Annotated in this window: 12 protein-coding genes and 1 riboswitch; of the genes, 6 read left to right on the forward strand and 6 right to left on the reverse strand. The window is 54.9% G+C overall.

The window, feature by feature from the left end; genetic code table 11:
- Positions 1 to 121: 121 nt before the first annotated feature.
- From M3436_14640 to M3436_14660, 5 genes are read left to right on the forward strand one after another with little or no spacing between them, the layout of a single operon-like run.
- Positions 122 to 1,027 carry a hypothetical protein gene (locus tag M3436_14640; GenBank protein ID MDQ3565309.1) on the forward strand — a complete coding sequence of 302 codons (906 nt, stop codon included), beginning with the start codon at positions 122 to 124 and terminating at the stop codon, positions 1,025 to 1,027.
- A 1-nt stretch (position 1,028) separates the two neighbouring features.
- Positions 1,029 to 1,832, forward strand: a complete 804-nt coding sequence (locus M3436_14645; protein MDQ3565310.1) for a glycosyltransferase family protein — start codon at positions 1,029 to 1,031, stop codon at positions 1,830 to 1,832.
- 13 nt (positions 1,833 to 1,845) lie between these two features.
- On the forward strand, positions 1,846 to 2,694 hold the full coding sequence (locus tag M3436_14650; protein ID MDQ3565311.1) for a transketolase: 849 nt from the start codon (positions 1,846 to 1,848) through the stop codon (positions 2,692 to 2,694).
- Positions 2,695 to 2,709: 15 nt separating this feature from the next.
- Positions 2,710 to 3,651, forward strand: a complete 942-nt coding sequence (locus M3436_14655) for a transketolase (protein ID MDQ3565312.1) — start codon at positions 2,710 to 2,712, stop codon at positions 3,649 to 3,651.
- Between the two features lie 2 nt (positions 3,652 to 3,653).
- The gene (locus M3436_14660) at positions 3,654 to 5,000 is read left to right on the forward strand and encodes an aminotransferase class III-fold pyridoxal phosphate-dependent enzyme (GenBank protein MDQ3565313.1); all 1,347 of its coding nucleotides are present in this window, start codon (positions 3,654 to 3,656) and stop codon (positions 4,998 to 5,000) included.
- A 50-nt stretch (positions 5,001 to 5,050) separates the two neighbouring features.
- On the opposite strand, the gene M3436_14665 is transcribed toward M3436_14660, so the two are convergent.
- The 6 genes from M3436_14665 to M3436_14690 all read right to left on the reverse strand — a co-directional run bounded on the left by M3436_14665 (position 5,051) and on the right by M3436_14690 (position 12,095).
- On the reverse strand, positions 5,051 to 5,359 hold the full coding sequence (locus M3436_14665; GenBank protein MDQ3565314.1) for a hypothetical protein: 309 nt from the start codon (positions 5,357 to 5,359) through the stop codon (positions 5,051 to 5,053).
- Between the two features lie 69 nt (positions 5,360 to 5,428).
- Positions 5,429 to 6,514 carry a hypothetical protein gene (locus tag M3436_14670; GenBank protein MDQ3565315.1) on the reverse strand — a complete coding sequence of 362 codons (1,086 nt, stop codon included), beginning with the start codon at positions 6,512 to 6,514 and terminating at the stop codon, positions 5,429 to 5,431.
- 267 nt (positions 6,515 to 6,781) lie between these two features.
- Positions 6,782 to 8,290 (reverse strand): TIGR03016 family PEP-CTERM system-associated outer membrane protein, encoded by a 1,509-nt coding sequence (locus tag M3436_14675; protein MDQ3565316.1) that lies wholly within the window; start codon positions 8,288 to 8,290, stop codon positions 6,782 to 6,784.
- Between the two features lie 561 nt (positions 8,291 to 8,851).
- Positions 8,852 to 9,733, reverse strand: a complete 882-nt coding sequence (locus M3436_14680; protein ID MDQ3565317.1) for an AAA family ATPase — start codon at positions 9,731 to 9,733, stop codon at positions 8,852 to 8,854.
- 63 nt (positions 9,734 to 9,796) lie between these two features.
- Positions 9,797 to 11,356 (reverse strand): hypothetical protein, encoded by a 1,560-nt coding sequence (locus M3436_14685; protein ID MDQ3565318.1) that lies wholly within the window; start codon positions 11,354 to 11,356, stop codon positions 9,797 to 9,799.
- Positions 11,357 to 11,402: 46 nt separating this feature from the next.
- On the reverse strand, positions 11,403 to 12,095 hold the full coding sequence (locus M3436_14690; protein MDQ3565319.1) for a polysaccharide export protein: 693 nt from the start codon (positions 12,093 to 12,095) through the stop codon (positions 11,403 to 11,405).
- 860 nt (positions 12,096 to 12,955) lie between these two features.
- A riboswitch (cyclic di-GMP riboswitch) is annotated at positions 12,956 to 13,047 on the forward strand.
- 76 nt (positions 13,048 to 13,123) lie between these two features.
- On the opposite strand from M3436_14690, the gene M3436_14695 reads away from it, so the two are divergent.
- A partial coding sequence (locus tag M3436_14695; GenBank protein ID MDQ3565320.1) for a PKD domain-containing protein occupies positions 13,124 to 13,820 on the forward strand: 697 nt, incomplete at its 3' end.

Below are 13,820 nucleotides of genomic sequence, written 5' to 3' on the forward strand. Positions count from 1 at the left end.
CGCCCGCGCTATCTCATTGGCATCCGTCATTGAGTGGCCGTACTTACTCTTTTAACTTTGATCTGAGACAATCGGGCTGATGCGGGCATTATACATTTGTGGATCGATAAACCAGACGCGGATGGTGCATCAGGTCGCGCGGCAGTTGCCGCAATTCGAGGCCTACTTCACGCCCTACTACTGTGATGGTTTCATAAAGCTGGTTTGCCGCGCCGGGCTGCTCGACTTTACGGTCATGGGCGGTCAGTTCTTGCAACAAACGCTAAAATATCTGCAGACGCATCGGCTCGCCCTGGACCTCGAAGGACGGAACGGCCGCTACGATCTGGTCGTCACTTGCAGCGATCTCATCGTCCCGCGCAACATCTTGGGGACCAAGCTGGTGTTGGTGCAAGAAGGCATGACCGATCCCGAGACGCTGGCGTTTCACCTCGTCAAAGTGCTTAAGCTACCCCGCTGGATCGCGCAGACTGCGGCCACGGGACTTTCCGATTTGTACGATATTTTCTGTGTTGCTTCCGACGGCTACCGGGACCTCTTCATCCGCAAGGGCGTGCGACCGGACAAGATCCGCGTGACCGGGATCCCGAATTTCGATGATTGCGCGAGCTTTCTCGGCAATGGTTTTCCTTACCGGGACTATGTCCTGGTGGCGACCTCCGATCGCCGCGAGACGTATAACTACGAGAACCGCAAGCGCTTCATCCATAAGGCCAACGGGATCGCCGATGGGCGCCGGATCATTTTCAAGTTTCACCCCAACGAGAACGCCGAGCGTGCCCGCCGGGAAGTGGAGCGTTATTCGCCCGGTGCGCTCAGCTTCAGCGATGGCAATACCGATCATATGATCGCCAACTGCAAGGCCCTGGTCACGCGCTTTTCCTCGGTGGTTTATGTCGCGGCCGCGCTCGAGAAGGAACTGCATTGCGATCTCCCGGCCGATGAGGTCAAACGCTTGCTGCCGCTCCAAAACGGCGGCCGCTCGGCCGCCAACATAGCGAACGAATGCCTGGCACTTTTCGGTTAGCATGAACGTGATCGTGATTCAGGCCCGGATGGGCTCGACGCGCTTGCCCGGCAAGGTGATGCTGGACCTCTGCGATGCGCCGCTCATCGTACGCATGCTCGAACGGGTGCAACGGATCAGAACACCGGCGAGGATCGTGGTTGCCGTCACTACCGAGGCAGCCGATGATTGCCTGTTCGATGTCTGCCGCGCGCACGGATTCGAGGTCTTCCGGGGCCATCCGACCGATCTCCTCGACCGCCATTACCAAGCGGCGCGTGCCTACGAGGCCGAGGTGGTGGCCAAGGTGCCATCGGACTGCCCGCTCATCGATCCGGCGATCATCGATGCCGTATTCGAGCGCTTCGCTCAAGGCGATTGCGACTATGCGAGCAACCTGCATCCGCCCTCGTACCCCGATGGCAACGATGCCGAGGTGATGTCGATGAGCGCGCTCGCCAGCGCCTGGCGGGAGGCCGCCCAGGGCTTCGAGCGCGAGCACACGACACCCTTCCTCTGGGAGCGACCCGAGCGGTTCCGGCTCGCGAATGTCCCGTGGGACCCGCGCCCCGGCGGCGCGCCGGTGCGAGACTATTCCATGTCGCACCGCTGGACCCTCGACTACCCCGAGGATTACGAATTTATCCGCCGGGTTTACGCGGCGCTGTATCCACGGATCCCGGCGTTCGGGATCGAGGACATCTTGCAGCTCTTGGAGCGCGCGCCCGATCTCCTGACCATCAACGCGCGCTACGCCGGCGTTAACTGGTACCGCCATCACCTGGGCGAGCTGCGTACGATTATTACCGCGGCCCAGACAAGGTGATCGGATAGGGCGCATGCAAACCGAGCAGCTCATGGCACTCAGCTACCGGGTGCGCCGGCATGTCATCAAGATGGCCACGAACGGCGGTTGCTTCATCGGCGCCTCGCTCTCCTGCGTGGAGATCCTCACCTATCTCTATGGAAATTGGCTCAACCTACACCGGGACCGCCTGACCGATCCCGACCGCGACTACTGCCTACTGTCCAAGGGTCATGATGTCCCGGCCCTCTATGGGCTTTTCGCCGAGCTGGGGTTCATCGAGACGGAGCGGCTGGGCAACCATTTGCGGCCCGACGACGACATTTACTGGCACCCGAACCGCAATATCCCCGGGATCGAATTCCATTCCGGCTCGCTCGGTCATCTGCTGAGTGTGGGACTCGGGATCGCGCTCGACATCAAGCTTCGGAGGGGCCCCGGCCGCGTCGTGGTGGTGCTCGGCGATGGCGAGCTCAACGAAGGCTCGGTCTGGGAAGCGGCGCTGGTGGCGGCGGCCAAGCGCTTGGATAACCTCGTCGCCATCGTCGATCGCAACGGCTTTCAAGCCAATGCCGCGACCGAGGATCTCATCCCCATCGAGCCCATCGAGCAAAAGTTCATCGCCTTCGGCTGGAGCGCGGCGCGGATCGATGGGCACGACTTCAACGCCTTGGAGCAAGGACTGGCGACGACCCCGCTCGCGGCCGGACGGCCGTCCGTGGTCATCGCCGACACGGTGCGCGGCAAGGGCTTGCCGAGTATCTCGGCGCGCGCCGATCGGTGGTTTTGTAACTTCTCGCCGCGCGAGATCGAGATGCTGCTCGAAGAGCTTGAGGGCACGCAGCGGGCCGAGCTTGAGAGCGAGGCGATCGTCGCGCGTTGATTCATTGGTGGCGCTATGCCGACCGCTCAAACCCTTCATCCCGAACCCCGGACCTACGAGGATTTGCTCTATGCCTTGGCGCAAGCCGATGAGCGCATCATCGTCATGACCGCCGAGAACCGGGCGGCGATCCGCGGGTTACCGGCGCGCATCGGTCCGCGCTTTATCGATGTCGGCATCTGCGAGCAGACCCTGATCGGCGCCGCGGCCGGTCTCGCCTTACGCGGCCGCATCCCGGTGGTTCATGCGCTCGCGGCCTTTCTTACCATGCGGGCCTTCGAGTTTATCCGCACGGATGTGGGGATCCCAGGACTTCCGGTGAAACTCGTCGGGAGCTTCGCGGGCTTCATCTCGGAGGCCAACGGGCCCACGCATCAGGCGCTCGAGGACATCGCCCTCATGCGCGGCATCCCCGGCGTGAACGTCTGGTGTCCGGCGGATCTCGAGGATATGCTGATCGGTCTCCCAGCCATCCTGCGCGATCCGGCGCCCTACTACATCCGTTACAATCATCTGCCCGCCGCCGTCGCGCACACGGATTTTCAACCCGGCCGCGCCGAGATCCTGCGTCACGGGGAAGACGTAAGCTTGTTGACCTACGGCACCCTCTTCGGCGAGTGCGTCCGGGCCGCGGAGATCCTGCGCGCCCAAGGGATCTCGGCCGGCTTGGTCAATTTACGCACGCTCAAGCCCATCGATACCGAGGCCTTGGTGTCCGCCGCGTGCGATTCGCGCTTGCTGGTGGCGGTCGAGGATCACTTCAAGGTCGGCGGGCTGTATTCGATCCTAGCCGAAACCTTGTTCGAGCGCGGCCTCGCCGTCCCGACGCTCTCCCTCGCGCTCAATAACCATTGGTTCAAACCCGCGCTCATGGCCGAAGTGTTGGAGTACGAGGGTTTCACGCCTGCGAAGATCGCCGCAAGGGTCTTGCAACGGATCCATGGGGCCCGGAGTTGACGATGCCAAACCGGGTCGAATTCAACGCCGAGCTTCCGGTCATCGAACAATCGAATGCGCTCTGGTCACGCGCGCAAGGTCTGATCCCCGCCGGCACGCAAACCCTGGCCAAGGGGCCGACGCAGTTCTCCGAAGGCGTCGCGCCCAAATACCTCCTGCGCGGCAAGGGCGCCCGGGTATGGGACGCCGATGGCAACGAGTATCTCGATTACAACATGGGCATCGGGCCCATTATCCTCGGCTATTGCCATGAAGCCGTCGATGAAGCTATCCGGGGGCAACTCGCAAACGGCATTTCGTTTTCGCTCATGCACCCGCTCGAGGTCGAGCTGGCCGAGATCATGCGCGCGTGCATCCCGAACGCCGAGTCGGTGCGTTTCTCCAAGACCGGTTGTGATGTCACCAGCGCCGCGGTGCGCCTGGCGCGCGCTTATACGCGCCGCGAGAAGGTGCTCTGCTGCGGCTATCACGGCTGGCACGATTGGTACATCGCGGTCACCGATCGCAACGCCGGGATCCCGGCCTGCGCCGCCGAGCTCACCCACACGTTCATCTATAACGACATCGACTCGGTCGCGCACTCCATCGACGGCGATACGGCCTGCGTGATCCTGGAACCTTTTGTCTTCGAGCGCGAACAAAACGGATTTCTCGGCGAGCTGCGGAAGATCTGCGATCGCAACGCTACGCTGCTGGTCTTCGATGAGATGTGGACCGGATTCCGCTGCGCGCTCGGAGGCGCCCAAGAATACCTCGGCGTGCGGGCCGACTTGAGCCTGTTTTCCAAGGCCATGGCGAACGGCATGCCGATCTCGGCCATCACTGGCCGCCGCGATATCATGGCGCTGCTGGAAAAAGACGTGTTCTTCTTTACCACCTTCGGGGGTGAGACCCTGTCGCTCGCCGCCGCCATCGCCTGCATCGAGTTCATTCGCGACCATGAGGTCATCCGGCACTTGGCGCAGGTGGGGCAACAATTGTCGGAGGGATTGAAAAATATCGTGAGCACGCTTGCGCTGGACTACGTCTCCCTCACCGGCTATCCCTTCCGGACCCTGCTAAACTTCTCGCCGGCCGCGGGAGATCCCTTGGAGATGAAGACCCTGGTGCAACAAGAGCTCATCCGGCGCGGGATCTTATGGAGCGGCATCCACAACCTCTGCCATGCCCACGGGTCCGCGGAGATCGACTACACGCTCAAAGCCTACGCGGCGGCCCTGTCCATCCTCAAGCAGGCCGTCGAGGCCAAAGATATCGCTTCGCGACTTAAAGGTCGCCTACTGCAGCCGGTGTTCCGCAAGACCAGCCACTTTAACACCAAGCCCAGCCCTCCATGTCAACATGACTGAGACATCTTTTCCCGTGTACATTAATGTTGAGGATGGAGCGGCGAAGGGTTCTATGAGGACCTAAGCACGCCGTTATGAACTACGACAGCTTCCATCAGCTCATCAGTGTATAGGCTACCCATCATCAAGGCGTCTACCTCCCCTTTGCGGGCAAGGGATACCGCACGTGCTGCTGCTTCATGGCTGTGTTGAGTATAAACACAGTCATAAGCACCCAGATCCAATCCCTCGGCTTCGGCCGAAGCGTCGATCTTGGCCTTTGGACCAACAACACCGGCACGATAAAGCCCAGCGTCTGCCGCTTCTTTTGCCCAGCGCAGCACGAGTGCATGCACCGGATGGACCACGGCGGTACGCATCGGCTCAAGCCCTCCTGCCGCTTTGAGGAGCTTATTAAGGTGGCGCGCCAATGTGCTAGGCCCTGCTGGCTAATAACGGAATACTGCTGCTGAAATGTCTCCGCCGGGCACTTCCTTTGGCTCGACAACGTATACGGTTCCACCGTTGAGGTAGGTTTGCACGGCCGCGAGATCGAGCAGGTCCTCAGGGTTCGGATCCGCAGCGTCCTCCAAATCGATCGCACGCTTTTCCACGTCGAATCTACCCCGTTGCTGCGCGCCCTGGGCGAGGAACAAGGTCTCGATCCGACCCTCCACTGCCGCGAGGACCACCTCGGCCAAGCGATTAGAACTCTTTTGCTGGCTGGCCATAGCATGGAAGCGCTCTTGCGCTTCGCGCCGTGTGACACTGAAACGAGGCTCCACGAGCGGCCATGCTTGCTGGTGCAGCGCTTCAGCACCAAGGGTCTCGGGATTTCCGGTGATCCCCTCCTCTAGCAGTTGCGGATAGCTGCTCACAGCGCGGTAAATCGGCAATAAATAGTCCACGCCCGCGAGGACAAGCGGCGCCTTGCTATGGCCGAGAGACTTCTTGAGGCCTTCATCCAGCAACGCGAAAAACTTGCGGATCTCGGGCTTGATATCGTCTTTGCCGGCGCCTTGGGCATGATAAGTTGGTGAGCCGACATCGCCACCGCCGGCGTGATACTGCAGGTGTTCATTGGTCAGGTCATGGCCGAGCGCATCGGCAAGCGAGCGGGGCACGTCATCGTCCAGCTCGACTTCACTGATGTGATAGCGGTTGCCGTGAAATAGCCGCACTTCGTTTTGGCTAAGGGCAAGCAGATAGAACGGGCCGTCACCGCTGATCAGCGGAAACAGCGGCTTCAAGTGGAAGCGGTGCGCGACTACGGCCAATTCGTCAAATCGCTCCGGTAGACAAAAGTATTGCGCGAACTCCCGGGCAAGGAAAAAGGCGAGTCCATCGGCTTGGTGCTGCCAGAAGCTGTGATCCTGAAGACAATCTTGTGCGGGATTAAGCAGCGCTTCGATCTCGGGCTTTCTCATCTCCTGAGCTTCAAGCCGAGATTCGACCTCCTTTAGTAGGTTTTTGAAGCGAATCGGACCTTGTTGGATCTCCGCGCTCGCTCGTGCCGCGGGCATGAATACCGACACGTGTGGTCCCTCCTCCCGACGTTCTGCCAGGGCACGTAGCTCATCGCTTGAGATCATCATTGCCCGCCCTGAATCGTGCAGTACCGTGCTCCCGGTCTAGCGTGTAACGACATTAGCATGTCCATCGCGACGGATATTAATCAGATCGTCAGCGAACAAGAATTTTAAAAGCCCTTTTTTGTCAAGGGGAAAGATACGACTGGACTTGTTAGCTGTCAATCGCGCGCTATGGTCCGGAATCGGGGGATTCGCGAATGCGAATAAGAATTAAAAGGTCATCCGTAGATTACCAAAGATCCTGTTCTCCGTGAATTCACTCTCGACCGCATCAGAGCTTAGTTCTACGCGCCGGTAACCTATGGTCGCCAAAACGCTGCGTCCAAGCCAATGGTGCATCTGTACCCGTAGATTGATTAAGTCTTCTGATCCTGAAGTAGACGTAAGTCCCTGAACTCCGTCGGTCGTCGTCCAGCCAAAACTCGCGTCAAGGTTGGTTAAGGGAGACATACGGCGCGTCCAGATCGCCGTCGCACCGAAAAGGCTTTGGCTCGCCCCGCTTGATTGGAAATCGCGGCTTTCGTCAAACACAGAAAAGGTGATCTGATTTCGCTCGGTTTGAAAAATCACGCCGCTTGAAAGGAGTCTGGTTACGAAAACTTCGTTCGTTTGTGTCGGGATACCGCCGTCCGGCAGTACGGGATCCCCAGTTAGTGGGTCAACTGGGCTAATATTGGTCCCACGTGAACTAACCGCCCGCTCGATCTGTCTATCTCGCACGGTTTCTTGTTCTTCATCGTATCGTAACAGCCAGGTTGCGCGTTTGGTTTGATGCCTTAGGTCTACTGCGTATTGGTTACCGAAAAATCTTTTACCGTAAGTGGCTTCAAGCGTTGTTCTCGCGGATGGGGTCCAGCGCCCGCCGACGTTCCAGATAATAGTGTCTTCTATTGGCTGCCTACTCTCAAATCGATTACTTTCATGGCCGAGATCACCCAAGAGACGAATGGACGGACTATAAACGTACTCGAAACGGCCGACTATCTGCTCAAACTCGGTGGTTTCCCCGCTATCGAAATCGATCTGTCTATTATCGTAGGTCAGCGCCCACGGAAACCGCAGGTACCGACTACCGCTCCTCATTTCAGCGCGGTAATTCGATGATTGACTATCGCCGCTACTGCTAGTATTTGATTGGGCTATGTCCGCATTGGTATCTGAAGCGCTGACATCATCGTAGGTGAAACGCACCTCGGCGTCCGCGAAATTTCCGAATCTCCGCCGCAAGTAGGGGGCTATGCGATAAGTTGTTACATCCTCGCGATCGCCAGTAACATTAATGTTGTCATCGGCATCATCTAGGGTCGCCGCTGGACCAAAATTTGAGAATGCGCCGCGCCCCGTTGTTGTGGTGTTTTGCTGCGTAAGCGTGGTGTCTGCATCCAAAAATATTAATTGCTCGAATAGCTCCGCATTGACCGCTGAAAAAAGCCGATGGAAGGTATCGTCGGACTCAGGGTTGCTCGCGTGCACTAGATGCTGCAAACTGTAATTTAACTCAAAGGCTAATCGCCGTGCGTCGCCCAGCACTTGAACACTGGGTTTCAATTCTGTAACGAAGTCATCCTGCGTGTCAGAACTCGTCAACTCGATATTATCTGTGTATATCTCACCAAGCCTAAACCCCGGAATAATCGTCCAACCAGGACCGATGGCGTAGGCGGCATCCGCGTACGCCCGTTGATCGGAGAAATCATCGAATGCTACGGGCGCGGTCAACCGCCTTGGTATTGTGTCGCGTACTCGGCGCTGGGATCGGACGGTATCCTGTGTTGCCTCGGCACCTGGCTGTAGACCTGCTGCTGATGGGGCGGGGCAATTCAAGACGAGGAAAACTATGTTGACTAGGACAATCCCAACACTCGTGCTCAATCCCCGCAAGCGACTTGGATGGTCGCCCGGTTTAAAACTAAGGAACCTCTTCCTTACCCTCTGGTTTTTTTGCCCCCTAGGAAGTGGCATTCGGCTGATCACGCGCTCAGGTCCGGGTGGCCTCAGATTCGCGAATATTTGTGGTGGGCCATTCTAAACCGGGAACCAATGCTACAAACGATGAGGTAATGGATTAGGGCAAGCGCCTCCCAGCTGGATATTTTGCCCATACCGTTCTTGTTCTATCGATCTTGTGCCGGTAACCCATCGGTCTTGGGTACGGCGTTTCTATATTAGGGATTTGTCCCATTCGCCCCGAGCTATATCTCGATACTCTTATCACTTAGGCATAACTAGGAGTTTACTTAATAACTTAATACTCAATAAATTACAAGGCTTTTGTTAGATCTATTCTCGAACACCGCGGAATTTTGCATACTGTTCGTAATAAATAGTTTCTGAGCGGTCAAGACTCTTATTCAAAACGAGGCCAATATTCTTTGCAAATTCAATTTGTTTTAGCCCGGTAAGGAGCTCTTTCTGCGTTGTCTTCTCCTCCTGCACTACGACAACCACCTGCCCCATATGTCGCGCGAGTGCGCTCGATTCGCTCGCCGCAAGTAGCGGCGGGCTATCAAAGACAAAAACCCAATCAGCAAACTGCCGGGCCATCATTCTTAATAGATTGATCATTCGTTGACTTGAAAATAGTTCAGCGACATTCGCGATTCCTGCCCCCGCGGGGATGACGTGCAATCCATTAATGTTTGTTCCCACTAGAGCATCGAGCAGTGTTCGGTTGGGAGTGACAAGTAGATCCGTCAGGCCTAGCTTTGCCTCTATCCCCAGAATTTTAGCTACGTTGCCTTTTGTAACATCGGTATCAACCAAAACGATTCTGCGGTCAACTTCCATCGCGAGGTTGATCGCAAGATTAATTGATAAAAACGTCTTACCCTCGTCGGTTCGTGAACTTGTAATCATGATCAGGTTTTGGCAATGATCATTATGCAACCCGTTCATCGTCTCAATCGGCCCACTCAATAACCGACTCTTTATATGACGTAACTCTAGAGCGATGCGGCTGCTTGGCTCATCGGGCGTTATCATACCCAGTTGCTTGAGCTTGTTAAAATCCAAGCTCGTTTGCTGTTTTGCGGTGAATTGCGGCGAAGAATATTCCTCTAGCACAGGTGGGTGGGCGGCGCGAAGAAAAGCCGCATCGTGATTCACCGCGTCTAAGGCGGGTTCTTTGAAAAACTCCGAAACGGCTTTCTCGATTAGATTCATGTCATCCTCGCACCGTAGACAGCCAGGCATTCGCTAACCACGCATTGATATTCCTTGAACCACTCATCCAACGATACCAAATCCCGCTAAATTCATAAGTACATCAACTCTTAGCAAGTACATGGCATTGAGAGTCACATAAAGCACCAACAACACACTAATACCAAAAAAGAAAGAAAGGTCTAGAAACGGCTTGTACGGTTTAAGGTTACCGGTGCCAGCATTGTAAGATACGGTACCGAGAACGGGTATGTTTACTAGTTTTTCCAACCCTCTACGTGTATATATCACCGGTTTACTAAGCGCGAGGGCCAACGCCAGCGCTAGCCCGGATGCCACCGCGATTGCAAACACCGCAGCACTGAAAACGAATCGATTGGGCCCAATGGGAGTCCTCGGTAACCGAGGCTGTTCCACGACCTTCACCTTCCCGCTTCCCGCCTTATCAGATAGCGCCGCGATCTCTCGCCCTTCGGCGAGCTTTTGGTATTTGTCCTGTTGCACTGCATAGTCTCGATTCAAACTTACCAATTCCGTTTCCACCTGCGGTATGGTTTCGATATTTTGCTCCAAGGCATCAATGCGACGCTTATATTCTGTAACACGCTCTCGCAATGCGGCGGCGTTCGCCTCGGCCTTACTGAGCTGAAGCTTTAAACCTTGATAAGCCGGATCATAATCGAGAGAGTTTAGGTTTCGTTCGCCGGTGGACACTGGATCTCTCGCCTCCCTGGAGGTTTTTGCGATCATATCGTCCAGTAGCTTTTTGGCGGCGATCACGTCCGGGTGTTTATCGGTAAACTTCAGTTGCAATTCGGCAAGTTTTGTCTGTTGCGCCTTTACTTGCTCAAAGACAGGATTCTGAACACCGCCGGCTTCCAGTGCGTTACCAGAAGCAGTTTTAGCACTGTTCAGCTGAGCCCGGATAGACGTTGCGCTATTTTCTGCTTCATTTAAATCAAGCACGGCGCTTCTATATAGATTCCTTGCGTCTTCCAGCCTGGCATAGTAGCTTCGCCCATCATCGGGCATCAAACCCATATTCTTTTCTTTAAATTCTTTGAGTCTTTGTTCCGCTTTCTGCAGTTTGGTCTCGTATTCCTTAAGCTGTTTTCTAATAAAACGCTGAGCAATATCGGCATTATTGGTGGGCGTTTCCTTAAATATATCGACCGTAGTCCGCACAACAGAGTGCGCTACCCGCGGATCCGTGTGCTGGTACGCGATGCCATAAACGCCCTGTTGATCAGCGATCGAAGTAATCTCGATCGAGCCCTTTATTTTATTAATCGCCAAATCAAATTCAGACAGTGTGACTGTTGTTTTATCGACCCCCGCTGCTCGTGCCAGTCGCTCCAAGTTCGGCCTAACTAATAACGCGTGGCGCATCATGGCAGCCATTTCATCGGCTGCAGAACTCTGATCAACAACCTCTTTAAGCAGAGGCTTCAACAGTGACGTCTTTTCGAGATAGAGCGTAGCTGTCGATTCGTACTTATTCGGAATTATAGCTACTCCAATCCATCCGACTAGACACACAACGAATGCACAGGTCAAAGCGATCCAACGGTGGCGCCACACCATTCGCAGATAGATCTTCAGTTGTTCCAACATCTCATCCATGGTTATTCGTCCCAGCTAAACTGCAACAAGGCCGTCAGAACTATTATTAAAACCAAGCTTCAGGAATGATAAGAACATCGCCGGGGTGCACTTTAACATTGGCGCTCATGTCACCCGTCTGTAGAAGGTCTTCTAATCTGACCGTCGTTTCGACGTCTTTGCCGTTAACCGTCCTAACGAGTTTGGCCCTATTCCCGTCGGCAAATGGCGTAAGGCCTTGAACGAGGATCATGACGTCTAATAAGGTCATATTGTTCCCATAGGGTAATGCCTTGGGCTTAACTGCTTCACCGACCACCCTGATCTGCTCGGCGTATTGGCCTATAAAACTAACGACTGTTACCGTCACGATGGGATCGCGAATATAGTCCGCTATCGCGTTCTTAATATCCTGAGCGAATTCCTTTGATGTTTTCCCACTGGCGATGACGTCCCCCGCAAGGGGCACGGCGATTTTGCCATCCGGCCGCACTGGTATGCCCTTGGTCGAGACTTCAGGGTTTTGCCACACAAAGATGTTTAACTTGTCACCCGGGCCTATTAGATACTCATAATTGCGCTGCTCTGAATCATTTAACGCGATCGCAGATCTATCAGAAAAAAAACTACAGGAGGTAATAAGGACCGCGCATGTAGGCGCAACTACACAAACGAATAATTTTCGAAGCAATCGAAAGTACCCTTTGGATGATGAACCATTAGAACTCTTGGTGTAAATCTCGGTGTGTTTTTTGGGCATGACGGCTATGCTATTTCTGTGGTTAAACATAATCTGTGGAGAGGCCGTATCAGTATAGGATCTTAATGGATCGCTTGCCATAAACATCAATCGCCGGGCGAGCCAATCACCTACACCACGGTACTTGCTCTTTCAAGAATTTAGTATGCCTGACACCCATTCTAAGGGAATCATGTCGTCCATGTACGCCAGAAGAAACTACTTAGGCGAACACCTTGACAAATCTCTATAGAATCTACCGTGAATCCTTTCCAAAAATGAGCATGTCAGCCGTTTGCATCAGAACTAGCAAATCCATCATCAGACATTAATCTTTAAACGTATTAAACGTAATAGAGCACGTGCTTTTTCACCCGTTCCGATTACTAACCCCCACAGCTTAAATACATTCTCATTCAATTCTAAGCCCCTCCCCTCCCTAGGTAAGCAAACTAAGGACCATTCACATAACTCGATGCATCTCCAAGCGGTAAGAATATCGCGGCAGCGGTTCACCACCTAACGAACCCAATTTGCCGTTCAGACAACCGGATCTACCTCAAATTATCACAACATTCCGGAGGTTTTACAGCAATTGTCGGCGGGTTTATTGGCGTCCATTTGGCGTTTGCGATCAACGACACTCAATATCCACTCCTGTGTTGCCGATCCCAGCAGGCACTCGAGATCTAGGCGCTAAGTACGCGGCGTAGTGAAAGGCCGGCTTTGATATCGATAATGCTTGGCCGCCAAGAACGATTCGTCGTGAAATAACAACGCCACCACCCTACTAAAGTTTTCAGTATAGGACGCGGATACATCCATGCCATCTGTTTTTGTGTTGTTCGCGAGAGGGGGATCGACCGCAAGAAAGTAGAGAGCACTGAAAAAGGCAAACCATCTGAAAGGATGGGGCGCAAAGCTACTGGCCTAAACCCTCAATTCTCGAGGGCATGGTCGCAGGGTTGCCAGGCGATCAAACAGTACCTCCTAGTGTGCTGGGCGTTTCGCTAGGCGCATATCGGTAATCAAGGAACACGGAGGTCCTAATGCTTAGCAATACGTCACGCCTCAACTTCATCAGAACTTTAGGTTCAATGATGATGTTGGGAATCATGTTATTTCTCTGTACTACATACGTTTACGCTGACCAAGTCTCTTTGGCCTGGGATGCCAATACTGAGTCCGCACTCGGGGGCTATCAACTCCATTACGGCCAGACCAGCGGTAATTACACCACTAATGTCGATGTCGGTAACCAGACCGGTTACACGTTCGCGAACCTTCCAGACGGGCCCTATTATTTCGCCGTCAGGGCATATGACACGTCCAAAACAAACTGGAGCGGTTACTCGAATGAGGTGAGCAAAACCATATCTTCCACGACTGCCCCGAAAGCGAGCTTTAGTGCGAATCCCACCTTCGGCGTGGCCCCATTGACCGTCACCTTCGCCGACACCTCCACAGGTACTATCAGCACCCGGTATTCGACCTTAGGCGATGGCACAACCAGCACCGCCACCTCGGGCGCGAAAACCTACTCGACGCCTGGCACGTATCCTGTGAGCTTGACCGTCACCGGCCCAGGTGGAAGCAGTACCGCTACAACGACCATCACAGCGTCAGCGGCGGCACCGGTTGCCAATTTCACCGCCAGCCCCACCTCGGGCACCGCCCCCTTAGCGGTTAACTTCACCAATAGCTCGACCGGTAATATAACCTCTTATTCCTGGAAATTTGGCGACG

The sequence above is a fragment of the Pseudomonadota bacterium genome (assembly GCA_030859565.1).
GTDB lineage: Bacteria > Pseudomonadota > Gammaproteobacteria > JACCXJ01 > JACCXJ01 > USCg-Taylor.